Raw genomic sequence first — 24,763 nt, forward strand, 5'->3', positions numbered from 1 at the left:
ACGGGAAGGAGTAGCCACGCCTGGAACATCGCAGCGGTGCCTGCGGGGCAACAGTGGCGGCGGTTTATCGCAAGCCTCGCCGAAGCGGCTGGGATAGCGCAAAGGCAGCGCCCATCTAGACGATCAACTGGCGCTCCCTCAGCAAGCCGACGATACGATCAGCAAGGAGTGCCGGCGTCTGCGCCGCGCCATCCAGTCTGAGGTCGGGCGTTTCCGGCACCTCGTACGGGTCGCTGATGCCGGTGAAATGTTTGAGCGCACCCGAACGCGCCTGTGCATACAGTCCCTTGGTGTCGCGCGCCTCGCAGACATCGAGGCTGGTGTTGACATGCACCTCGATGAAGTCGCCCTGCGCTTCGACCATCGCGCGGGCTGCCGCCCGGTCGTCGGCATACGGCGCGATCGGCGCGCAGATGGCGATGCCGCCGTGGCGTACGATTTCCGATGCGACGTACGCGATCCTGAGGATGTTGGCGGATCGATCGGCGCGCGAGAATCCAAGCCCCGCCGACAACGTCCTCCGCACCTCGTCGCCGTCCAGCATGCTGACTTGCCGCCCCGTGTTTTCCAGGATGGCGGCCATGAGTGCCTGCGCGATGGTCGACTTGCCGGCGCCGGACAGTCCGGTGAAAAAGACGGCGCACCCGCGATTGACGGGGCGCGGGAAGCGCTGCCGGAGGATCGCTTCGACATCCGGATACGTGAACCACTCCGGGATGGGACTGCCATCGCGGAGGTGCTTGCGCAGTTCGGTGCCCGAGATGTCGGCCACGGCTTCGCCCGCATGCAGCTCGTCGGTGGACACGTAGGCCTGCCGTTCGGGCGAATACACCATCGGCGCGAAGGGAAGGACGGTGATGCCCAATTCGTCGGCATGTGCCTGGACCAGCGCTTGCGCGGCCAGCGGCTCGTAGAAGGGCCGTCCCGAAGCGTCCCTCCCCGGTCCTGCATGGTCACGCCCGACGATGAAGAAGTTCGCGCCGAAGTTCTTTCGGATGATGGCGTGCCAGAGTGCTTCACGAGGACCGGCCATGCGCATGGCCAGCGGCAGGACGGACAGCTTCACGGCGTCAGCGGGGTAATGCGACAGCAACGCCCGGTAGCAGCGGACCCGCGTGTACGTATCGACATCGCCCTCCCGCGTACGCCCGACGACGGGATGCAGCAAGAGTTTGCCACCGGTGGCCTGCATGGCCCGGCGCGTAAGCTCGACGTGTGCGCGGTGCAGCGGGTTGCGCGTCTGGAAGGCGACGATGCGCTCCCAACCCTGATCGGCGAGGTACGCGCGCATCTCGCGCGGAGACGCGCGCAGGTCGGTGAAGTCGTAGTGTGCCGGTCGCTGGACACCGCGAAGACGGCCCCCTAGGTAGACGTCGCCACGGCCTAGCAGGTCGGCGACGCCCGGGTGCGCTCGGTCCAGCGTGCCATAGACCTGCAGGGCTTCCCGAGTCTTGTCCGGGCGAAACACGTCGGTCAGGGTGAGTATCGCGAAGGCCGTGCCCTGGATGTCGCGCAGCACGACGTCCTGTCCGATCGAACACGATGCGGCAGCCTGCTCGGAGACATCGAGCACGATCGGCATGGGCCAGAGCGTACCGTCGGCCAGACGGAGGCCGTTGACCACGGCGTCGTAATCCACCTCGCCCATGAATCCTTCGAGTGGCGAAAATGCTCCGTCGAGGAGCAGCTCGAGATCGCAAAGATGCCGATGGTCGAGCACGACACTGGGTAGTGCGCCGCATGCGTGCCGTGCGTCGAGCGCTTCCGCCTCCGGCAGGTAAAGTTCCTTGAGGGCGCCGCCGTGCGGCGCGATCAGCGTCGTCAAACGATGGTCACCTGGTTGACGTTGTTCTTCGGGTCCGCCCAGAAGGCCTCGTTGGCGAAACGCCCGAAGACCTCGCGCGGAAGGACCGGCGTGCGCTCGACAGCCTCGACCTTGGCGCGGACGACATGCAAGCCCGGCATGCCGACGCGCGCATCGAACTCGTCGGCGCTGTAGGCAATGTTGTCGAAGTCGTGCTCGAACCAGGGCTCGCCAAGGAATCCGTATACCGCGCGCATCGCCGTCTCCGGATCGCGCACCAGGCTCTCGTAGGTCAGCAGCAACAGGTGGTCGCGTGCGTACTCACCGTAGAACGCTTCCTTGGTGGCCTGGTAGGCGAAGCCGACCATCCCGCGCGGATCGGTCAGTGCCTCGACGCGGGAATACACGGTCGTGTTCGTGTCGAAGCGGAACACCTTGCTGACGCTCACCGGCTGCTTCAGGACCAAGCGCTCCATGCTGTCGAGCACCCAGGCCAGCTGGCGTACGCAGGCAATGACCTTCACCCCCGGGAACAAGGCATCCAGCAGGCCCATGCGGCTGCACCACAAGCGACTCATGTCGAACACCGCCTCCGGGCGGCGATCGACCGAGTAAAAGTTCTCCACGAGCCCCCGCAGCACGGCCACGCGCTGTTCGTCCGTGACATCGAAGGCGAAGTCGTTCTTGCTGCTGGCTTCCGCCACCACGACGCCCATGATGTCGGCCAGGGGACTGGTCATGCCGGCGCGGAAGCGCGGGTTCTGGTTCAGGATGGCGGCAAGCAACGTGGTGCCCGCGCGCGGAAGGCCGGAAATGAAATGGAACCGGCGCTGGGTGTCAGGAGCTGGCATGGTCCTTCCTCTATCGGGGTGCGGGCGCCGTGGACGCACGCAGGCGCATTTGGTAATCGACTTCGACCATACGGGGCTCGCCCTTGCCGAGGAGGCCCAACAGGAGTTCCTCCGTGGCACGCTTGCCCATGTCGCGCACGGGTTGGTGCACCGTGGTGAGCAGGGGCCACACCTGCGTGGCGATCGTGGTGTCGTCGAAGCCGCAGATCGATACGTCACCCGGCACCGTCACGCCGGCTTCGGCGGCGGCCCAGATGGCGCCGACGGCCATGTCGTCGTCCGCGGCGAAGATCGCCGTGGGCCGCTGCTTCAGGCGCAACAGCTGGCGGGCGGCTTTCACGCCCGATTCGAACGAAAACTGGCCCTGGACCATGTAGTCGGCGCGTTCCGCCAACCCCGCGCGCTTCAGCCCATCGCGGTATCCCGCAAGGCGCCATACACCCGCGCCGTGCTTCGGATCACCGATGATGTGCGCGATGCGGCGGTGCCCCAGTGCCACCAGGTGGTCCACCATCGCCGCGGCGGCCTCGCGCTCCTGGAGTATGACGCCGGCGATGCCCTTGGGTTTGCGTGGCGCGATGGACGCGAACGGCAGTTCGACGGCGCGCAGGTGCGCGAGCAGCGCCGGGTGGTCGGTGATGGGTGGCGTGAGGATCAGGCCGTCGGGGCGGTGCCGCCACAGGATGCCTTCGACGCGTTCCATGAAGTCCCGCGCCTTGGAGTCCAGCGGCTGCACCATCATGCTGTACTGGTGCGTCTCGCAGGCCTCCTGCACACCCGCCTGCACTTCCATGACGTAGCTGGGCGACAGGTTGTCGTAGAGCAGGCCAATCATGAAGGAACGATTGGAGGCGAGGCTGCGCGCCGACGTGAGCGGCCGGTAGTTGAGCTCGGCGACGGCCGCCATCACGCGGTCGCGCACCTCCTTGCGCACGCCGGGTTCCTGGTTGAGCACGCGCGAAACGGTCTTCTTCGACGTATCGGACGCACGGGCCACATCGTTGATGGTCACGCGCGACATGAAGGCCTCTTCAATGCTTCGTTCCCTGGGTGACTCCCGCCACGACCTGCGCCGCGGGCGTGTTCCAACCGGATACCTCGACCACCGTGCCCGCCTTGCCTTGCGCCGGATAGCGCGCCGTCAGCACGACGGATTCGCCGGGCCAGAGCGTGACGTCATTGTCAGTCCAGGTCACGGGCAGCGCAAGGTCGCCCTTCGCGCCACGGCGTATCGCCAGGTGCTCCTGCACGGCGGCCGATGGCGAGGAAGCGGGTACGGAGAGCGTCACTGTGGCCACCTCCTCGTTCCCGTCGCGCACGGTCGTGACGTGGACCTCGCGAGTCGCCTTCGGCAGCGATGCCAGGGCGGTGAAGTCGCCGTACTGCGTGACCGGCGTGAGGTACCAGTTCGATTTCGCCCAGTCGAGCTTGTCCTCGCGTGTGGACAGCCAGTAGACGTTGCGGCTCACGGCTTTGCCGTCGACGGCGGTGAGCTCCAGCTCGATGAAGTAGACAGTCGACAATCCCGCGACCGGCGGCAGGTCGAGCACCGGCTGTGCGCGGTTGCCCGGCAGGTCGATCCCCTGCACCTGCTTTTGGTAGCGCACGCTGCCATCGAGGTTGCGGACCTTTATCGAGGCCTGCAGCCCGTGCCGTTCGTCCAGCGTGTGGTTCACCACGACGATGGAACGCGAATCGTACGAATACTGGATATGCACCGGCTCGTTGGCCTTCTTCGCGCCGTAGTATGCGCCTGCCGGGTTCATGTAGTAGTCGTACAGGTGCCAGTGCAGCGATGGCCACGCGTTGTTGAGCATCCAGTAAATGACGCCGGTGGCCGGGTTGGCGGCACCCATGTGCGCGTTGAACGCTTCGAACTGCGCGCGCACGTTGTCGTAATTGTCGAGCTGGGCCTTCGCCACATAATCGGCGAGGCCGGTGGGCGCGCCGTAGCGTTTCGCCAACGCCGTATCGAAAGGCGTAAGCACGGCGAAGGTCGACCAGTCGGCCGAGGCGTGGTACTGCCGGACCTCCGGGTATTTCCACAAGGCTTCCTGTTCCTGCGTCGACAGCATGCGCTGCACGTCCTCGAGGCGCGGAATGACCGCGCCCGCGCTGACCTCCGAATCGAAGCCGAACGCCCCACCCAACTTATCCGCGTACCAGTACGACGGCGGAATCCAATCGTACGGACCGGCCATCTTCATGCCGGACGGGCCGGCTTCGGCCGTCTTCTCGTCCACGGCCGCGGAGATGACGGGCAGCGACCAGCCTTCGGCCCGCAGCGTATCCGCATACATCTTCGCAAGCGCCGGCGGTGGCACGTGGTCGCTGCCGATGTAGAAGCCGATGACCGAGGGATGGTTACGCAACAGGCGCGCCTCGGTGGCCATCGATGCCTGCGCCACGCGCACGTCGGCGTCGTTCCAAGGCTCGCCACCCGTCTTGGCGGCGGCTTCCCATTTGTCACAGCATTCCCAGCCGGGCAGGACGAGGATGCCGTTGCGATCGGCGAGGTCGTAGAACCGGTCGTTCTCCAGCTTGCCTTCGCTGCGGATGGTGTTGATGCCGAGGTTCACCACGTAGCTGAATTCGGCCTCCATGCGCGCCGGGTCGTCGCGCAGGAACATGTCCGGCGCCCAGCCACCGCCGCGTATCAGCAAGGGCTGGCCGTTGACGATGAACTGGCGATAGCCCTGTCGGGTGAGCGTCGATTCGACGCGTCGTACGCCGAACGTCGTCGCCGCACGGTCCGATGCCGCGCCGTCCACCGTCGCGGTGACCGCCATCTGGTACAGCGGGTGTTCGCCCATGCCGATGGGCCACCACACCTTGGGGTTGTCCAGCACCACGGCCGGTGTCGCTCCGGCGGCGAGCGATACGACCTTCACCTCGCCCGGGGCGAGACGGACCGTCTGCTGCACCGGGGTATCAGCGACGGTGCCCGAGACGATGGCTTCGTGGGCCACCGTATCCAGGTTCGTCGCGGTAACGCTCACGGCCAGCGTCGCCTGCTTGAGGTCCGCCGATAGCGTCGGGGCCACGTGCGCCGCGCTCAACGCCACCGGGCCGGTCTGAATGATGTCCACGCCGCGCCAAGGGCCCATGTTGTTGTCCGGCGGCGTGGGATTCCAGTCGACCCAGCCGATGGACAGGCTCATTCGCGGGTCGCCCGGATACACCTTGAATGCCACGGCATTGGCGCCGGCGCGTACCCACCGTGTCACATCGATGTCGTGCATGGGGTACGCGCCCGCGATATCCGCATGGTCGGCGACCTTCTGCCCGTTCACCCAGACGTCCGCGCTGGCGATGATCCCGTGCGTGCGCAGCAAGGTATGGCGCGTCCCGGGAGCCTTGGGCAGGTTGAATCCGGCCCGGTACCACCACGGCGTCACGAACAGGTTGCCGCTGGCATCGGGCACCTGCACGGCGCGGAGGTTGTCGCTGTGGAACACGTCTCCCTTGAAGACGTCGTTCTCCAGCAAGCCAGCCATCACCGTGGCGCGCCCGGTGACGGGATACCAGTCCTTGGTGGCGAACCCGCTCGCGGAAATCGCTTCGCCGCCCTGCTGCGCCTTTGCGACGTCCTGCATCTGCCAACGGTTGATAGGATTGACGGTTCCCGCCTCGGCGGCAACGCGTGTATCGGCATAGGTGGTACGTGCCATCGCCGTCTGACCGGAGCCGAGGCCCAGCAACATGACGGCGGCAAAGGTGGTTCGTGCTGCGCGCTGCATGACGTCAGTGCTCCCCGGCGGCAGGGTGTTGGATTTCAAGCGGTGCGAAAGGCCACGCGGCATTCACCCGCGCCCATAGCGCGAACACCACCAGCCCGGCGACGATCCATGCGCCCGAAAGCATCAGCGAGAGGGCCGATGCGGACACGTAGACGTATACCCAGCCGACCAGCGCAATGATGCACGGCACCGGGTAGAGCCATTGCTTATAGGGCCGATGGAGCTGTGGCTCGCGCCGCCGAAGCACGATGAGCGCGACGATCTGCGCGACGGACTGTACGAGGATGGTCGCCGTCAGCAACATGTTGATGACTTCGGTCAGGTCGAGGAAGGTACCGATGGCCGTGACCACGCCCATGGTCAGCAAGGCGACATGGGGGAAAGCCTCCTTCGGATGCAGCCGGCCGAATGCCGAGAGGAAGACCTTGTCCCGCGCCGCCTCGAACGGCACGCGCGAGCCGCCCAGCAGACCGGTGAACACCGAGGCCAGCGCGGTGATGATGATGAGGGCGGTCATGACCGCGGCGGCGGTGTGGCCCCAGCTGCGCTCGACCACCAGCGACGCGACGGACTTGGATGCCGCGATCTCCCGCCACGGGGCTACACCCAGCACGCTGATGTTGAGGAGGAGGTACACCACCATCATCGCGGTGATCGAGATGATGATCGAGCGCGGCATGGTTCGGCCCGGATCGCGCAATTCGTCGCCGATGTAAGCGGTGGTGTTGTAACCCAGGTAGTCGTAGACACCGATGATGAGTCCCGCCCCGAGGCCGACGAAGAAACGGGGACCGAACGCATCGGGCGGGAAGTCGAACGCAAGCCTGGCGTCGAAATGCGAGAAGCCCGCCGCCGCCACGCCGATGATCGAGACAAGCATGATCACCCATAGCGCGATGGTGATGACGCGCACCGACTCGATCCGCCGGTACAGCAACCATGTCACGAGCGCGGTCGCCGCCACGCCGACGATGTGCGCGGTCCACCAGCCCATGTTCGGGAAGAAGAAGTGCAGGTACTCCACGAGACCGATGATGCCCGTGGACATCAGCAAGGGGATGGCCAGCAGCATCGTCCAGATGAAGAGGAACGGCATGAGCTTGCCCGTGCGTTCCTGGAAGGCCTTCCGGAGGTACACATAGGTACCGCCGGAACCCGGCATGGCCGCACCGAGTTCCGCCCACACCAGCCCGTCGGCCATCGCCAGCAAGGCACCCACGATCCAACCGACGATGGCCTGTGGGCCGCCCATTGCCGCCACCATCAGCGGAATGGTGATGAACGGCCCGATCCCGCACATCTGCGTCATGTTGATCGCGGTGCCCGAGAAGACCCCGATCGACCGGTGGAAACTGCGCTCGCTCATGGATTCCCCTACCACTGGCCACGGATGCCGAACATGAACATACGCTCCGAGAATGTCGAGTGCCCGGGCTGGTTCTTCCATGTGAGGTAGTAGCGCTGGTACTCGTTCGTCAGGTTCGTGCCATTGAGGAACACCTCCAGCTGCTTGGCGAACTTGTACGAGATGGACGCATCGATGTATTCCTGCGGAGCCTCGTACATCTCCAGGCCGGTGATGCCACCGACGCTATCGGCCACCGCGCGCCGCGAACGGTAGTTGTACGCCACGCGGGCCTGGAAGCGGTCGTCCTGGTACCACAGGATGAAGTTGCCCGATTTCGTGGAGTTGTCCTGGAACGGGATCTCCTTGCCCGCGAGGTCCTTCTCGCCGGAGTTGCTGGGCGCGTAAGTGGCGTTCACCTCCATGCCCGTCTTCGAAAGGATACCCGGAAGGAAGGTGAAGCCCTGGCGGTAGTCGAACTCGGCGCCCTTGATGCTGTTGCCGGTGCCCTGCACGGGTTGCGTGATGACGATGCAGTGATTGCGCACCACGCCATCTTCGTCGGGCAGCGTGCAGTTGGTGACGCTGCCGTTCTTGATGAAGCTGTCCACGTTGATGCGGAACAGCGCGAGGCTGACCATGCTGGTGGGGTTGATGTAGTACTCAGCCGAGGCACCGAAGTTGGTGGAGCGCCACGGGTTGAGGTTCGGGTTGCCGCTGGAGGTGCCGTTGGCGACACGGAACACGGGTCCATCCGGCGTCTCGGACAACGAATAGTTCAGCTGCAGGCCGCCCGCCCAGGTGCTCAGGTCAAGCGGCATCATGTTCTTCGAGTACGCCAGGCGGAACTTCAGGCTGTCGGTCACATCCAGGGCGAAGTTCGCCGAGGGCAGCACGTCCTGGTACGACCGCTTCGTGATATCCCGCCCCACGTCTTCCGGCTCGTTGCCGTAGGCACCCGGATCGCCGCTCAGGTGCTGCGTCACGTCGAGATTGCTGCGAATCAGCCGCACGCCCACGTTGCCGCTGTAGGGCATGTCGCCGATCGTGCCGTTGAAGTCGCCCTGCAGGTAACCCGACAACTCCTTGAGCCGCACGGCCCATGTCGTGCCTGGCTCGCCGACCCGCACGGTGTCCGGGTACAGCGACTTCCAGTAAGCCTCCGGATTCTTCATCGCATCGGGGTCGATCGCCCAGAAGTTGATGCCGGAGCCGAGCAGGTTGTTATAAGCCTTGAAGTTATTGGCGAGCGGGGCCGCGGTGTTCGGCATGGAGATGGCCGACAAGGGACCCGCGCGGAAGTAACCCTGATCGTTACCGGCCGTACATGCTCCGCTGTTCAGCACCACGTCGGCACCGACGTAGCGCACCAGGCACCCATTCGGGTCGCTCGCGCCCATCCCCGCGTAGACCGGCGTCTCGAACGTCCAGCCCTTGTTGTCCGCGCTGCGGATGCTGTTGCGCACGCCGAACTCGAGCTTGAAGCCATCGTCGAAGTCGAATTTGCCGTCGAAGCGCAAGGCGTTGAGGGCCACCTGGCGGTCGTAATTGCCCGACGACTCGAGCGTCTTGAAGGTCCAGGCGTTGGGATCGGCGAACGCCGCCGCGAGTTCGGCCGGCGTGTTGATCTTCAGGTAACGGCCCCGGAAGTCGGCCACGATGGGAATCGTGTTCTGCGGAATGCCCGTGGGATTGAACACACGATTGCCGCCCAGCTCGGCGGGATACACCATCGTCCCGGGCGGCACCGCCTCGTCTGGCACGCCGTCCTTCAGCACGTTGGGCCAAAGGGCACCGTCGGAATCGGAAATGTTGACGTCGGTTTCCTGCAGGGACTGGGACGCCGTGTCATGGATACCGCGAAGCGTCGCGGTGAAGGGGCCGCCGTTGTCGTAGTCCAGTTGCAGGTTCAGGTTCTTCGCTACCGAGAACTTGCGGATCATCGACGAGTACGACTCCACGTCGCCCGGCCACTTCTGGTAGACCTGCGTGGTGTAGATGTTCGAGCCTTCCCAGCCCGGCTCGGGCGTGCCGTACGAGCCCAGCGCCGGGCGGCCCGTATCCTGCGACTGCAACGGCACGTATGTCGCACCCTGCCAGTTGGTGGAGTTGAACTGGACGCCGACGTTCCGGTCGAACTCGTGCTGCTGCGAGTAGAAGTAATCGCTCGTGAGGCTGAAGCCGTTGCCGATGTCGAACTGGAAGGAGGCGTTGCCCGACTTCCGCTGCCGCTGGGTGATGATCTGGTTGATGCCGAAGTTCTGGCTGCCCAGGAAGACACCGTTGGATTTGCCGTCGCCGTTCACGTCCACGCTGCCGTCGGCGTTCTGCACGATTTGCGACGGAATGGGCGCACCGTTCCACGGCGTCAGGAAGCCGTTATAGCCGCCGGCGCTCGCGGCGTTCTCACCGTTGAGCACCGCGCCATACTGGTCCAGGCCCTCGGTGGAGTTCATGCGCCGCGTATCGGAGTAGTCACCGGATAGGAGGAAACCCCACCGGCCGCTGTCGTTGTAGGAGAAGAGGCCGTTCGCCTCCGGTCCGGTGTGCTTCGTGGTCGAGCCGCGCTCGCCGTTGGCGGAGTAGCTGTACGTGAAGCCGGAAGGCAGGTCCCAGGGGCGGTACGTGTGCAGGTCGATCGCGCCGCTGATGCCCGCGTCGGTTTCGTTCGCGGTGGCCGACTTGACCACGTCCGCGCCGTGGAACAGGGTCGACGGCAGCATGCTGAAGTCAGGCTGCTGGGAGTCGATCTGGTCCGCGGTGATGAAGACCTCGCCGTTGAGCATGGTCCCGACCTGGGGCAGGCCTCGGACGTCCACCGACGTACCCACGCCCGCGTCGCGGTTGATCTGCACACCCGTGATGCGCTGGAGCGAATCGGTGATCGTTGTATCGGGCAGCGCACCGATGTTCTCGGCCGTGATGCTGTCCTGGATCTTGTCGGCGTCGCGCTTCACGTCGATCGCCTTCATCTGCGATGCGCGGACACCGGTGACCGTGACGCCCGAAAGGTCGACGGCATGCTTCCCTGTGTCGTCCTGACCGTTCTGACCACTCCCCTTCTTCGCGGCGGCCGCGGGCGGCGTGGCTTGCGTGGTGGCTGCCTGTGCGGGCGGCGCGTCCTGCTGCACGTCGAAGAAGGTGGAAGCCCCTGCCGATGTCGAAGCGACGACTAGCAGTGTCGCCGTGATGGCGAACGACAAGGGATGCTTGCGAAGTGCTGTGGACATGGCCGTAACCTCGTGACTGTTGCCTGTCGGGAACGCGTAATGCCCGGCCGCGCCCGAAAGCGCACGCCGTTGTGGTGCCGATCCTTGTTTTCCCCAAAACCCGGCGCGCCCCCGCGCACCGCCTTACTTCGAGAACGAAATCTTTCCCAGCGCCCACTGCCCCTCGCGTGGGTCGCCCGTTGCAAACACACATAAGGCATGCGCATCCGCCGCGATGGGCGTGGAGAAGGTCGTCTCCAGATGCACCTGTCCGCTCGCCGGCATGGCATGGCCGAGCGACAACGTCGCAAGCCGCGGCCCATCGCACCGGTTGGCGTGGATCTCCATGGCGTCGTCCGCACCCTTGCTGTCGCGTACCGCCGCGCCGCGCGCTTCGTCGCCGTAGCGCCAGGGCAGCTTTTCAGCTGTCACCGTGACGTGCGTGGCGCCCTGCACGTCCGCTTTCGGCCACATCCAGCAAGCATTGCCGATCTCGACCGCGTACACAGGGCTCGCACCGTGCGACGGTCGGGCACCTTGCAGTCGGGATGGCGGCTCGCCGGAGCAGGTCTGTAGCGCGGCGCTGTCACGACTCCACAGCGTGGCCTCGTCCAGCGATGTCGAACGTGTCGCGGCAAGCAGGCTGCCATCCGGTGCGAACGTCGCGGCTCGCACCGTGGTGCCTGCGGGCAACGAGAGTGGTCGCGTGTACGTCGCGGAGCGTGGGCCGGGTTCCGTGCCATCGGTGGTGTAACGGATACCGCCGCCATGGACCTGGTTGGCGAGCACGACGCGAAGATCGCCGTTCGTAGCACGCGACACATCGAAGGTTGGCGCGAATGCGCTGTCCGCGACGCCAATACCGAGCGCGCGATAGCGAACCATCTGAGCCGGAAGGCGCACTGCGAACCCGTTCCAGTCGTGCGTCGACGCCGGCGACCAACCCAGTTCCGCCAGTGCGGCCACGCGCGGGAACGTGGCGTGCTCGATGTGCGCGAAGGTCAGCATCTGCTCGGCCCAAAGGCCGGCCTGCACGCCGATGATGTGCTTTGCCTGTTCCGCGCTGGTGCCTGGCGGCACCAGCTGCGTGTCATACGCCTGGCGCAACGTCACCTCCGGCGGTGGTCCGGCCCACTCGTCGGGGTGGCTGGACTGCAGGTGGTCGAAGTACAGCGACTCCTGGGGTGTCATGACCACGTCGTGGCCCTGGCGCAAGGCGGCGAGCGCCACGCGCTCATCGTGGTCGCCATGCCAGGACATCACCACCTGTTCGCGCGGCAGCGCGACGCCGGCGGCGACTTCGTCGTCCCAACCCACCGGGATGCGGCCATGGTCGGTCAGGTACGTGGCGACCTGCTGCATGAACCAGCCTTGCAACGCATCCATGTTGGCGAGCTTCAGCGCCTTCATCTGGGCGTTGGTCTCGGCCGAGGCGTTCCACTGTTGCTTATCCGCCTCGTCCCCACCGAAAGAGACGTAGCGCGACGGGAACAAGCGCATCACCTCGTCCATCACGTCGTCGACGAAGCGCAGGGTTTTCGCGTTCGGATTCAGCAGCCAGGGGCTGACCCCCCAGTCGGTCCACACCGGCGGACGCTTGCCCGTGACGCCGAGCCAGGGGTAGGCGGCAATGGCGGCCTGCGAATGCCCCGGAAGATCGATCTCCGGCACGATATCCACGTAGCGCTCGGCGGCATAGCGCACGATGTCGCGGATCTCGGCGGCCGTGTAGACCTTGCAGTACGGCTTGTCGTGCGCGCCCGACACTTCGCTGTCGTTACCGACGGCCTCTCGGCACGCACCTTTCGTGGACAGGTCCGGATACTTGGGCACCGGCAGGCGCCAGCCTTGGTCATCGGTGATGTGCCACACGAGCACATTGAGCTTGTCGAGCGACATCCCATCGATCAGCCGCTTGATCTCGTCGGCGCTCTGGTAGTGCCGGCTGGAGTCGAGCAACAGGGCACGCCAGGCGAAGCGGGGGTGGTCCTCGATCGTGCCGTAGGGCACCTGCGCCGCGGCGCCACGCTTCCAACCCGGCTGTGTCATCAGCTGCCACACCGTCACGCTTCCGTAGAACGCGGCGCGCGCAGTGCGGGCCGTGACGACGATGCCGTGCTCGCCCACGGCGATCGCATAGCCTTCCTCGCCCACGACGGCCGCGTCGGGACGAACGTCGAACGTCACCGCAGCCTGCGCTGCGCTGCTTGCGCCCTTGTGCAGCGTCAGCCCGCGCACGTCCGCAACGCGCCGCATGAAGGTGTCCACGACGGTCGCCATGGCGGCATCGCCGGCGCCACGCACGACAACGTCCGCGCCGTTGGCGATCTCGACCGTACCCGTGGCGGCCGGTTTCACGACCGCGGGCACGGGCACCAGCGACCACACGGGTGCGGATGCGGCCAAGGCGTGTGTCGCGAGCATGGCGATGAGCATCGCCGCGCTCACCAGCACGATCCGGTTACGTATCCTCGTCGCGCCCGGCCTCATGCGGCAGCGCCCTCCGGCGACGTGATGCCCATCGGCGCATGGTGGCGCACGTACCAGCGGGCGGCGCCCTGCACGCCATGGCACCCATGCTCGGTGACCCACACCGGCACCTGCGCCAGCAGCGTCTGGACGCTACGCCCATGCAGGAAACGCTCTTCGAACGCACTGCGCTTCAGCAAATCGAAGATGGAGGACAGGAAGCCACCGGCAAGGAAGATGCCGCCGGTCGGCATGTACGTCATGGCGAGATTGCCGGTAAAGCTCCCCAGCGCCGCACAGAACAGCTCCACCGCCTCCACTGCGTGCCGGTCGCCCCCGGTCGCGGCCGCGGCCGTGACGGCCTTGGGTGTCGTCAGCGTCGGTGCCTTGCCATCGAGCGCGCACAGCGCCTCGTAGACGGTCAGCAAGCCCGGCCCCGAGACGATGGTCTCGACCGGTACGTAACCGCCGCCCGGTGCGAGCCACGCCAGCACCTCGCGCTCGCGCAAGGAATGCGGCGCGAAGTCCATCTGGCCGGCTTCCGTGGTCAGGACCACCGCATCCGGTGCACCGGGCACGTGCGCGGCCGCGCCCAAGCCGGTGCCCGGGCCCACCACCAGCGACGCCCCGGGGCCACGACGCGAAGGACCGCACAGGTGCCGGCCACTCGCGGACAAGGGCCCGTCGATCGCATGGGCCAGGGCTTCGAAATCGTTGAGAAGTACCACCTCGCTCAGGCCGAGCGCGGCGCGGAGGACGTCAGGCCGAACTGGCCAGGCAAGGTTATCGTTCACCACCTCGTCGCCCATCACCTGGCCGGCGCACGCCAGCACGCAATGCGAGACCGACGCACGCAACTCGGCATCGATGAACGTCCGGAGCAGCTCGGCGAGCGACGGGAAGGCGGCGCAGGGGAAGACGCGATAGGCGAGTGTCTCCAGCTCACCCCGTCCGTCGTCGGCGACGCGCATGAGCGCGACGTGGCCATTCGTGCCGCCGATATCGCCCGCAAGAAATTGCATCCCCGATTCCCCACCCGCTTCGGACCAAAGGGTGAACCACGCATCCAAGGCGCCCCCGCACCGGATTCGCAATCAGGGTGTAACGGGACTGACACCGGTGTCAAGTCGTGGCGCAGCAGGGTTTTGGCCTGTGCGGGATCGCCGCACCGGCCACGGGACAGGGAGGCGGGTCAGTTGGATTTTGCCGCGGAGGGCGCCGGCCCCGTGCGCACCAGCTTCATCGGAGGGCCGCCTTCGATGAGTGTGAGGCTGGAAAAGTCGGGCGCGAACTCGACCGTGACGCCCATGGATTCCGACCGGAAGCGCCTGGGAGAGAGTGTGAGTAAACGTTCGGGAACGGGAGCGCCCGCGTTTGCATACAAGCCGTCCGGGCGAGCCTCGATGAGAACGTCGAGCCCGCCGCCCTTGAAGCGTCCTGCCGCTTTCGAGAATTCGGCGAGCGACAGCGTCTTTTCCGCAGCCGCTGGTGCCGCGATGTCGCGCCAGCCGTAGTCGGTCGCGATGGCGCGGACGACGTCGTCCATGAGTCGGCGGCCCTGGCCACCGTTGGTCAGGGCAACGATGCCCTCACCCTTGTCGACGTACGCAATCATGAAAGACTGGAATCCTTCGTTCACGCCGTCGTGGCCGAAACGTGCGACGCCTTCCGTGTACAGCGCAACTCCCAGACCCCAGTTGTCCTTGACCGGCGTCAGCATGGCGCGGGTCATGTCGGGCGAAAGGCGATGACCCTTCTTGCCCGCGGCCGAGGCTTGAAGGTCCATCAGCAACTGGGCGAGATCCCCTGCGCTTGTCCATAGTCCTGCCGGGCCGAGTTCCGGATACACATGATATTTCCCAGGTATCGGGGCGCCGTTGACGTGACCGAGCGCCATGTTGGCTCGGATCGCCGGTGATGGCGGCTGGGCGAAGGCGCTTCGCGTCATACCGAGTGGGCCCAACACCTCGCGTTGAGCAAGTTTCTCGAACGGCATTCCGCTCGCGTCGGAGAGGGCCAGTTGTGTCAGCACGTAACCGCCACCGGAATACTCGAACTGCGCGCCGGCGGGTAGCACGCTACGCACCGGGGGGCTATTGGCGGGCGGTGCGCCGTCCAGGATCTGGACGGGCGTGGGCAACGGTGCACCTGGCGCATAGCCAGCGAAGCCATGGACGCTAAGTCCAGCGGTATGGCTCAGCAGTTGGCGAAGGGACACGCCATGGGGCGCGAGTGTCGCGTCCCCAGGCAGTTTCCAGGAGTGAAGCGCGTCGTTGATATCCTGGTCCAGCCCGATCTTTCCCTGTTCGACCAGGCGCAAGGCGAGCATGGCCGTCGCGACCTTACTGACCGAGGCAGCCTGGAAAGCGGTATCCGGCGTAACGGGCGCGCAGCTCACGGTATCGCGAACGCCCCATCCACGCGCCCAGTCGATCTTCCCGTCGTGAATCACGGCGATGCTGATACCCGGCACGTCATACTCGCGCATGCGCTCGGCCAAAGTGAATGGTTTGTCCCCTGGCTTGATGACGGCAGGTTGCAGCTTCGTCTCGACGTAACGCGTATGCGCGTTACTTGGACCACCTGCGGCTTCATCGGGAGCAGGACACCGGCCGGGCTGGGCGAGGACCGGCATGGCGACCATGCTCGCGACGAGCATCGAGCCGTGGAGAACGCGCTTTCGGATTGGCCGCATTGTGAGTGCCCTTATTGACGACGCAAGACAAAGTTCGTGAGCGAGCCATGCTTGTCGAGCTGGACGAAAACTTGCTGTGCGCCATGCTGGTATTGAACGTCGTAGATGTCCCAGCCGTAGTCCGTGACGCCTTCGAACCGGTAGGACTCGACCGGTCCTAACTTGGCGGCCCCGCCGGTGTCCGGGTGGCTCAAAATCTGGCGCAGGGCCTTTTCGCTGTCGGGAAAAGGTTTCTGGTCCTTGACCCTGGCCGCCAGCCCTTCGCGAATCTGCTCCGCCGTGGCCGGATCGACACGAGGCGCCTCCATGACGACGCGGCCATGCTCGCGCACGCGCAAGGATTTGGCCTGCCCGCCGGCGTCCTTGATGAACTCGAGCGTGATGTCGATGCTCGGTATGGAAAATTCGGTATCGCTGATGGCGGCGACGTCGATCGTGCCCTGTGCCAGGAGTTGGCCAATGGGCGTAACGGTCAGTCCGCTGCCTTTACGCGCCACCGTGACCAGCGAGTAGTCGCTGAGCGCATAGAAGCCCGTGTACGTATCGAGAAGGCTCGGATCCGTCGCGACCGGGTGTTCGGCGGGCTGTTGGGTATCTGCAGGGGGCGTGACCTGGGCCGCAAAGATCGCCATGCCAAGGGCGACGCTGATCAAGGCAAACGCCAATGCGCCCGCCCATTTTTTAGGCTTCGACAGCATGATCTTGATCCTTCGCTCGAGAAGCGATTTCGACTCCGACATCGCGGTTACCGCTCCCACGTACTCGGACTGGTTCTGCCCTACATGGATCAACGTTTCGCAGTAATCACTTACGTCGCCGCCCTCGCCAAGCACACGAGCGTCGCAATCCACTTCGATCGCGTATCGAAGGCGGTGAAACTGCCACCAGAGCAAGGGGTTCCATGGCATCGACACCAGGAATGCCATCGCCGCCGCTACCAGCAAAGGATCGCGCGCCTCCACATGCGATCGCTCATGGGCCATGACAAATTGCTGCTGTTCCGGTGCCTCCGTCAGCACCCAGGCCGGCACCACGATGCGCGAGCGGATCAGGCCGACGACGGCTGGCCCCACGCCTTCGGACACGAGCACTGGCTCGCCACACAGGATTCTCGGCGCCCACCGGCGCTTGCGTCGGTGGAAAACGATCGTACTCAAAGCCAGGAACAGCACCAGCGTGAACGAACTGGCTAGCCAGATATCCACCAGAATCATGTTGATGCGCGTCGACGAGGTGTATGACTTCGCACCGCTCCAGTCGATGACTCGCGATGCCAACGGGATCGACGTCTTGTCGTGCAGCGTCAATAGAGCGGTGGACACCGTGGTCGCCGCGAGGTCCACCGGACCGGCAACATCGTGTCGCGGCGTGGAGATGGTGGCCATAGCGATCGGCAAGAGTATCGACGCCGCGAGCGAGACCATCCAGGGCCAGCGCGTGGGCCACCGACGATGCCTGGTCGCCTGCTCCGCCAGCAAGGCGGCCGCGCTGAGGGCGAAGGCGACAAGCATCGCGTAGACCATCCACGCAAGCATCACGGCTTGTCCTTGCCAGAACGTTCCGACAGCAACTTTCGCATGCGGCTGATCTGCTCGGGGCTGAGCTTCTGGTCGGACACCAGCTGCGAAAACAGCAGTTCGGCGGACCCCTTGAACAGCTTGTCCGTCAGGTGCTGTAGCGCGTTCTTGCGCGCGGCTTGCTGCTTGACGCTCGCAAAATAGCGATGCCCACGGCCCTCCTCCTCGTAGCCGACATATCCCTTCGCTTGCAGCGTACGCAGCACCGTAAGCACCGTGGTGTACGCGAGCTTGTCGCTCAAGCGCTCGCGAACATCCGTCACCAGGGAGGGGCCATGGTCCCACAGCACCTGCATGATGTCCGCCTCACGGTCGGTGAGAGAGATCTTCATACGCGTTCTCGGCCAGCTATCGACTATAGATGTAGTAGATATGCGCCGAGGCAAACCGGTTGTCAACTATATATTTAGTAGTTAGTCCCTTATGTCGTCGGACCTGCCGTCATTCCTTCTCGAAGCGCGCTATCTCATCGAGCCAGGCCTGGGCCCGGCTGATGCTGCCACCCGCTGCCGCCCTTTCCACCCGCACACCCCAGCAGGGACGCCTGGCAAGCCACCTGATGCCACGCCAGGACAGGACCAGCCCAAGAAAACCGACTGCAAGGTTGAACCATATCCATTCGGGCGCTGCGACATAGATGTCGTTTCCGAAGACTACCTTCAGGGCCACCATCAAAGCCGGCACCCATACGACCCACCAAGGGAGTCCTGCCATCAATCCTCCGCGCACGTACACCTTGCGCAGCCGTGAGAGCTGGTTCTGGATAGTGACTACCGGAGCGGAATAGTCGATGCGCGCGATGAACGTCGCCACCGCGGCGCCGAATACAATCATCGAGATTCCCGTGATGTGCACCATCAAGCCCGCGATGAGCAGATGCGGACTATCAGGGTTGTCGGACCAGCAACGCGCCCCCCCATACGCAACAACCAGACCCGCTACGATCTGCACAGCCTGGCCCCAGGCCAACGGGCGCAATCCGTGGCGAAACCCATCGAGCCTTGCCGTCTTGAACATGTGGAGAGTCAGCGCGCTCTGCGCGCCAAGCCGTTGGTCCATGTCCCGCCATGCGGCCTTCATGTCATCAAGCTCCATCGTGGTTCTCCTGATCAGGCGGAGGGTGGGGCGATACCAGCACGAATGCGCTGCTTCAGACGATTGATCTTGGTGGCGACGTTGGTTTCCGATATGCCCAGCGCCTCGCCAATCTCCCGATAGCTCCGATCCTCGAGATAGAGGAGCATCAACGCACGATTCAGGGGGTCGAGGTGCCCGATGAACGCGCGGAGCGCCTGCAAGCGTTCATCGGGCTCATGAGGTCCCGCGCGGTCATCGGCGATGTCCATGAAACCTTCGGGCATCTCCGCGATGAACTTTTTCCGCAGACTGAAACGACGTACGGAGGAAATCGCAACGTTCAACGCGACCCGGTAGAGCCAGGTGGAGAACGGGCGAGTGTCGTCATAGCTGCTGAAGGATCGCCATGCTTGCACGCAAATTTCCTGCGCAAGGTCCTTCCTGTCCTCGACGTCCCGGCAATACATCGCCACGACCTTGAACACGATCCGATCGTGCTCCCGGAGAAGCACCTGGAAGCGGTCCCGGATGGTATTCACGGAGATCCCTATCGTTTCTGACCGCACTACGCTCTCCCAATCCCCGCGCCATGTCCATGATTCGCGCCTCGAGCGGAAAAATCACACCGGCTTCGTCACCGGTCCTTTCAAGCGTGGATACAGGCGATACCATGGGTGCTCTTCATGGGAGCACTAATGAAACCCGAAGATCTAAAGAGCCTCGTGACGGTCGCCATGCCCTACGGCAAGTACAAGGGCCGCCTCATCGCCGACCTCCCCGGCGCCTACCTTGCGTGGTACGCCCGCAAAGGCTTTCCCGCAGGTCATCTCGGCACGTTGCTCGCCCTCGCGCTCGAACTCGATCACAACGGCCTGAAGGCACTGCTCGACCCATTGCGTCGCCGATAGACCGCCGCCGGGCCGACAAGTCACTTGGTCGCATAGCGCTGCCATAGGTAGATCGGTAGCCCCGCGAGGAGCAGCACCCCACCCCACAACAACGTCTCCGTGCCGGTTCCGATCAGCGCCCACAGGCTGAAAACCAGTGCACCGATGGCGATGCAACGGCGCCATAGTCCGGCCGTGGTGTCCACTCGCCACCAGGCCAGGACCGTCACGAGATAGGGAACCAGCGTTGCCGCCGTCGACAGCAGGATGGTGAAGGTGAAGAGCGCTGCGAGCGTCCTCGTGTAGTTGGAGGCGATCAGGGCGCTCGCCAGCAGGCTGCTGATCAACAGGCCGATCCAGGGGATGCCGCGCTTGTCCACGCGTGCGAATCCCGCCGGGAACAACCCATCCTGCGCGGCGGCCATCGTGGTCTGTGCTTGCAGCAACACCCACCCATTCAGGGCGCCGAAGCACGACAGGGTGGCCACGACGCCGATCCCGACGCCCGCCGCGTCACCCCAAACGCGCCTGGCTGCCTCAGCCATCGGTGCCGCCGATGTGCTGAGCACGCCGGCCGGGAGCATGCCGATCACCACGGTGCACGCCAGCATCGTGGCGACACCTGCGATCGCCACTCCGGCGATGGTGGCGCGCGGCACCGTCCGCCGAGGGTCTTTCACGATCCCCGTCGGCACAGTCGCCGTCTCCAGCCCGAGGAATGCCCAGAGCGTCAAGGCGGCCACCGAGGACGCCACGTTCACCAGGGGCAAGCCGCTGGGATTGAACGGCTCGAAGGCGCTCATATGCACCCAGCCCAGCCCGATCACGCCGAAGGCGACCAGGGGCACCAACTTGAGGAGGGTCATGACGATCGCGGTGTAGCCGGCTTCGCGCACGCCGCTCAGGTTGATGGCCGTGCAAATCCACAGCGCACCGAGCGCGCATAGGGCGCTTCGCCACGGCGTGAGCGTCGCTTCCGGCCATACCGAGCCCAGGCTGCCGGCGAACGCCACCGCGATCGCCGCGTTCGCCGACCAGACACAGACCCAGTAGCTCCAGGCCACCACGAATCCCACCCGGTCCCCGAAGGCGGTTCGCGCATAGGCATACGCGCCCCCATGGTTGGGAATCAGCTGTGCCAGGCGCGCATACACCAGGGCCAGCATCAACGCCCCTGCCAGGCTGATGCCCCAGCCGATCAGACTGGCAGCGCCATAAGGCGCCAGCGCAGCGGGTAGGACGAAGACGCCTGATCCGATGATGTTGCCGATCACCAGCGCGATCAGCATCCATTGTCCGAGCGACCTCTGACGGTTGCTCATGCGTTGGCGTGAAAGTCGCGGTATGCGCGGCGGATCATTTCATGGAAGTGGTGTACCGCGTTCTCGCGCAAGGGATTCAGTCGCCCCGCTTCGTACGACCCGGAGGCGAGGCCTCGCTGCACGTCCTCGCAGATGGTGACGTCCTCGTCCTGTACCTCGTCGCTGAAGGCGATGTCCCGTTCCCGCCTCGCGTGTGCCTCCGGACGGTGGTCCGGTGCGTAGTAGAAGTCGAACACCACCCGGCAGCGGTCCACGCCCAAAGGTAGGACCCGGTTCGTCTGCAAACGGCCGGGAAGGATGTTGAGCATGGCGTTCGGATACAGGAAATAGTAGAGCGCTTCCCCGCTCCCATAGAGATCGTCGCCACTCTCCAGCGGGCTGAACTGGAAGGAGTACCACTCGGCGGTCTCGGTGATATAGCTCCGATAGTCGAGAAGGCTATTGAGACCCGGGTGGATATGAGGCACGTGGTACCCCTCGAGGTAGTTGTCCACGTAGACCTTCCAGTTGCAGGCGACGTCGTATGCGATGCGATGGTGAAACTGGTAGTCGGGCAGTGCCCGGTGCTCTCCGAGGCGTGCATCGATGCCCGCGACGAACGCCTCGAATGGTGGCGCCTCACCCATAGCCACGAAGACGAGCCCCTGCCAGACATGCACGTCAGCTTCGGGGAGGCGGATGTCTTCGGGATGAAAGTCTGGCGTGCGCCCCATTTCCGGGGCGCCACGCAGCACCCCGTCCAGGCCATACGTCCAGCCGTGATAGCGGCAGCGGAGATGTTTCGCGCCCTGGCCGTCGCAGCTCGCGATGGGTCCGGCGCGGTGTCGGCATACATTGTGGAATGCCCGGATGCGGGAAGTGTCGCTACGGACGATGAGCAGCGGCAGCCCGGCTACTTCGGCGACGACATGGTCGCCCACGCCACTCACCTGCGACTGATGGCACACCAGTTGCCAGGTACGGGCAAAGACCGCGGAGGCATCCAGCGCCGACATGCGCGCATCGGTGTAGAAGCGCGCAGGCAAGGTCAATGCACGGTCGAGCTCCTGCGGAGCTAGCGAATCCGGCGAGAGCAAATCGGTCATGGCTGTGGGCGGCGGCGGCGATGGCCGAGTATTCATCCAACCGCAGTGCAGCATCAAACGATGGGCGCATAGCCGGCGAGTAAAAGCGAATCTGGCACGCGCTCCCGTCGTTATTCGACAGTCGGCACGGGGCGCGGATTTCCCAGCCATTCCAGGGCCCGGCGTATATACGCCGCCGCCGGATCCGGGTTCCACCGAAGCGTGACCACGCTCTCTCCCGGCACCGTGTAGTCGAAGCGGGCCTGGCCCTGGGCGACGGAAACGGGGCGCGCGCGCTTATTGATGTTGACCATGACCAGCACGATGGAACCATCGACCGAATTCTGGAAGGCCACGTTGGCGATGCCCTTGTCGGCGTCGGTATCCGTCGATTTCACGCGGACGGCGCCGGGCAGCACGAACCTGCTGAAGTGCGCCAGCGCGTAGTACTCGTCGTTGCGCGTCACTTCGCCCGTTCCCGAATCGATGGTGATCACGCCCCGGCATAGGAGGCAGCCGCCGAAATGTGGGCCGTAGCCCTCGTCGAGCGCCAGGTTCCAATAGATGACGCCGCGTGCCCACTGCCGGGTGCCTGTCACCAGAAGGTTTCGCGCGAACCACAACATGGAGCTCGTCACGTTCAAGGCCCAGTCGCCGCCGGAGCACTCGGTGATGAACGTGTCCTTCTCGGGGTGCTCGCGGTGCACGCGCCCTTGTGCGTGCTGGCTACCTTCGTAGCAATGCCAGGCGACGCCGTCGACGTAGCGCGCCGCGTCCGGATTCGCCAGTACGGCGAGGGGCTGTTCGGGGTGGCTCCAGTTGTGGTCCCAATCCAGTATCCGTGTCCTTGGCGTGCGCCCTGCCAGCTTGGGGCCGAGGTATCTGGCTATGATGCGCGCCCGGGTCGCCGCGGGCATCAGCATGCCCGGGTAGCTGATCGGTGAGTACGCCGGCTCGTTCTGCAGGGTCAGTGCATAAATCGGAATGCCGTGGCCGCGGTAGGTATCCAGGTATTTGACGAGGTAGTCCGCATACGCGCTCTCGTACTGCTCCTGGAGTTCGCCGCCGATCAGGTTCTCCTCCGTCTTCATCCATGCCGGTGCGCTCCATGGCGACGCGACGATGAGGAGGCCGGGGTTGATCGCCAGGACGTCCCGCACCGCCGGGATGAGGTCTGGCAGGTTGGCCGCGACATTGAAGTACTTCAGTTCCGTATCGCTCTCGCCGAACGGTATGTCGTCCAGCGTATAGAGGTTCAACGAAAAATCCGACGCGCCGATCGTCAGGCGCATCATGTTGAAGTTGAGGTTGGGCGGTGGCCCATACAGCTCCCGCAGCACGGCAAGGCGCTGTACCGCGTTCAACCTGTTGCGGAGGAGCCAGGCCGACGCATCGGTCATCGCCGCGCCGAAGCCGGTGATGGTCTGGTACTTGGTGTCGAGGTCGATGGTGATGTCGGCCGGCGACGTGCCTCGCGCACGCATCGCGACATCCTGTTGCGACGCGAGCTTCGCCCGGCGGTCCGCCGTGCTCAGCCAGACCTCGACCGCAGGCATGAACGGCTTCGCTTGGGGAGTGACTTCCGCCTTCGCCCTGACCTGCTCGAAGCGCGGGGCGTATAGGGCCGCCAGGGTGAGCAGCGACATCAGGGCGACGAAGACCGCGGCAACCCGGCCGGAACCCGGTCCTCGCTCATCCATCACGCGCGGCGGTCCTGTCTTCGGGGTGGGATTTCACCTGAATCACGACCCGAAGCATAACGAATTTGCTGGCTCGCACGCCGACAGGCCGGTCACCGGATCAGCCTGCCCTGGTCACTCCAGGCGTTGCAGACATGCGGCTAAGCGCCAGCCTCACTTGCCGCCGATCGCCGCCAGTTCCGCCAGCACGTCATCCGAAAGCTCGAGCTCCGCCGCGGCCAGGTTCTCCCGAAGATGGCCAACGGACGATGTGCCGGGGATCAGCAGGATGTTCGGCGAACGGTGGAGCAGCCATGCGAGTGCGACCTGCATGGGCGTCGCGTCCAGGCGTTTGGCCACCGCGTTGAGCGCGTCCGATTGCAGCGGGGAAAATCCGCCCAGCGGGAAAAACGGTACGTAGGCGATACCCAGTTCGTGCAAGGCGTCGACCATGGTGTCGTCGTCGCTCTGCACGAGGTTGTACTGGTTCTGCACGCACACGATCGGCGCGATGGCACGCGCCTCCTTCACCTGCGCCAGCGTGGCGTTGCTCAGGCCGAGGTGGCGGATAAGCCCCTTCTCCCGCAGTTCCGCGAGCGCGGTGAACGGTTCTTCGATGGAGCCCTCCTTCGGTGAGTGGATGTCGCCCATGAGGCGCAGGTTCACCACCTCGAGGACATCGACGCCCAGGTTCCGCAGGTTGTCGTGGACGCCTCGCACGAGGTCGTCCGGGCGTTCCGCCGCGATCCACGAGGCATCGTCGCCACGCGTCGCGCCCACCTTGGTCACGATCGTCAGATCCTGCGGATAGGGGCCGAGCGCCTCACGGATGATCCGGTTGGTGACGTGCGGGCCGTAGAAATCGCTGGTGTCGATGTGGTTCACGCCGGAAGCGACCGCCTCGCGGAGCACGGCCAACGCCGCTGCGTGGTCTTTCGGCGGACCGAAGACGCCGGGGCCGGCGAGTTGCATGGCGCCATAGCCCATGCGGTTCACGGTGCGGTCGCCGAGGGCATAGGTGCCGGCTTTGCTCAGGTTGCTCAT

At 65.0% G+C, this 24,763-nt stretch carries 18 protein-coding genes; 1 reads left to right on the plus strand and 17 read right to left on the minus strand.

Annotated elements, in window-relative coordinates; translation table 11 throughout:
- Positions 1–115 precede the first annotated feature (115 nt).
- The 13 genes from ACQKIE_RS07765 to ACQKIE_RS07825 form a co-directional block, all read right to left on the minus strand.
- A complete protein-coding gene (locus ACQKIE_RS07765; RefSeq protein WP_427457518.1) occupies positions 116–1,825 on the minus strand; it encodes a bifunctional sulfate adenylyltransferase/adenylylsulfate kinase in 1,710 nt (569 codons plus the stop codon).
- Complete coding sequence (locus tag ACQKIE_RS07770) at positions 1,822–2,655, minus strand: sulfotransferase family protein (protein WP_427457520.1); 834 nt, start codon at positions 2,653–2,655, stop codon at positions 1,822–1,824. The genes ACQKIE_RS07765 and ACQKIE_RS07770 overlap by 4 nt, the downstream gene beginning before the upstream one ends.
- A 10-nt stretch (positions 2,656–2,665) precedes the next feature.
- On the minus strand, positions 2,666–3,676 hold the full coding sequence (locus ACQKIE_RS07775) for a LacI family DNA-binding transcriptional regulator (RefSeq protein ID WP_427457522.1): 1,011 nt from the start codon (positions 3,674–3,676) through the stop codon (positions 2,666–2,668).
- Between the two features lie 10 nt (positions 3,677–3,686).
- Positions 3,687–6,395, minus strand: a complete 2,709-nt coding sequence (locus ACQKIE_RS07780) for a glycosyl hydrolase 2 galactose-binding domain-containing protein (protein WP_427457524.1) — start codon at positions 6,393–6,395, stop codon at positions 3,687–3,689.
- A 4-nt stretch (positions 6,396–6,399) separates the two neighbouring features.
- Positions 6,400–7,761, minus strand: coding sequence for an APC family permease (locus ACQKIE_RS07785; RefSeq protein WP_427457526.1), 1,362 nt, complete (start codon positions 7,759–7,761; stop codon positions 6,400–6,402).
- A gap of 8 nt (positions 7,762–7,769) precedes the next feature.
- Positions 7,770–10,970: a TonB-dependent receptor gene (locus tag ACQKIE_RS07790; RefSeq protein WP_427457528.1), complete on the minus strand. Its 3,201-nt coding sequence runs from the start codon at positions 10,968–10,970 to the stop codon at positions 7,770–7,772.
- Between the two features lie 123 nt (positions 10,971–11,093).
- Positions 11,094–13,439, minus strand: coding sequence for a beta-N-acetylhexosaminidase (locus ACQKIE_RS07795; RefSeq protein ID WP_427457530.1), 2,346 nt, complete (start codon positions 13,437–13,439; stop codon positions 11,094–11,096).
- Positions 13,436–14,440 (minus strand): glucokinase, encoded by a 1,005-nt coding sequence (locus tag ACQKIE_RS07800; protein ID WP_427457532.1) that lies wholly within the window; start codon positions 14,438–14,440, stop codon positions 13,436–13,438. Before ACQKIE_RS07800 ends, ACQKIE_RS07795 begins: the two co-directional genes overlap by 4 nt.
- Before the next feature lie 170 nt (positions 14,441–14,610).
- Positions 14,611–16,113 (minus strand): serine hydrolase domain-containing protein, encoded by a 1,503-nt coding sequence (locus tag ACQKIE_RS07805; protein WP_427457534.1) that lies wholly within the window; start codon positions 16,111–16,113, stop codon positions 14,611–14,613.
- A gap of 11 nt (positions 16,114–16,124) precedes the next feature.
- Positions 16,125–17,648 (minus strand): M56 family metallopeptidase, encoded by a 1,524-nt coding sequence (locus tag ACQKIE_RS07810; RefSeq protein WP_427457537.1) that lies wholly within the window; start codon positions 17,646–17,648, stop codon positions 16,125–16,127.
- Positions 17,648–18,022 carry a BlaI/MecI/CopY family transcriptional regulator gene (locus ACQKIE_RS07815; RefSeq protein ID WP_427457539.1) on the minus strand — a complete coding sequence of 125 codons (375 nt, stop codon included), beginning with the start codon at positions 18,020–18,022 and terminating at the stop codon, positions 17,648–17,650. The genes ACQKIE_RS07810 and ACQKIE_RS07815 overlap by 1 nt, the downstream gene beginning before the upstream one ends.
- A gap of 109 nt (positions 18,023–18,131) precedes the next feature.
- A complete protein-coding gene (locus ACQKIE_RS07820; protein WP_427457541.1) occupies positions 18,132–18,785 on the minus strand; it encodes a hypothetical protein in 654 nt (217 codons plus the stop codon).
- A gap of 14 nt (positions 18,786–18,799) precedes the next feature.
- Positions 18,800–19,234 (minus strand): RNA polymerase sigma factor, encoded by a 435-nt coding sequence (locus tag ACQKIE_RS07825; protein ID WP_427458413.1) that lies wholly within the window; start codon positions 19,232–19,234, stop codon positions 18,800–18,802.
- Between the two features lie 228 nt (positions 19,235–19,462).
- On the opposite strand from ACQKIE_RS07825, the gene ACQKIE_RS07830 reads away from it, so the two are divergent.
- Complete coding sequence (locus ACQKIE_RS07830) at positions 19,463–19,675, plus strand: DUF3820 family protein (protein WP_427457543.1); 213 nt, start codon at positions 19,463–19,465, stop codon at positions 19,673–19,675.
- Positions 19,676–19,695: 20 nt separating this feature from the next.
- Here ACQKIE_RS07830 and ACQKIE_RS07835 read toward each other — a convergent pair whose 3' ends face one another.
- The 4 genes from ACQKIE_RS07835 to ACQKIE_RS07850 all read right to left on the minus strand — a co-directional run bounded on the left by ACQKIE_RS07835 (position 19,696) and on the right by ACQKIE_RS07850 (position 24,763).
- Complete coding sequence (locus ACQKIE_RS07835; RefSeq protein WP_427457545.1) at positions 19,696–20,976, minus strand: amino acid permease; 1,281 nt, start codon at positions 20,974–20,976, stop codon at positions 19,696–19,698.
- A complete protein-coding gene (locus tag ACQKIE_RS07840) occupies positions 20,973–22,061 on the minus strand; it encodes an aromatic ring-hydroxylating oxygenase subunit alpha (RefSeq protein WP_427457547.1) in 1,089 nt (362 codons plus the stop codon). The genes ACQKIE_RS07835 and ACQKIE_RS07840 overlap by 4 nt, the downstream gene beginning before the upstream one ends.
- A gap of 110 nt (positions 22,062–22,171) precedes the next feature.
- Positions 22,172–23,740 (minus strand): glycoside hydrolase family 30 protein, encoded by a 1,569-nt coding sequence (locus tag ACQKIE_RS07845; RefSeq protein ID WP_427458415.1) that lies wholly within the window; start codon positions 23,738–23,740, stop codon positions 22,172–22,174.
- Between the two features lie 153 nt (positions 23,741–23,893).
- Positions 23,894–24,763 (minus strand): aldo/keto reductase family oxidoreductase, encoded by an 870-nt coding sequence (locus ACQKIE_RS07850; RefSeq protein WP_427457550.1) that lies wholly within the window; start codon positions 24,761–24,763, stop codon positions 23,894–23,896.

The organism is Luteibacter sp. NPDC031894 (assembly GCF_050273135.1).
In the GTDB taxonomy this organism is placed as follows: domain Bacteria; phylum Pseudomonadota; class Gammaproteobacteria; order Xanthomonadales; family Rhodanobacteraceae; genus Luteibacter.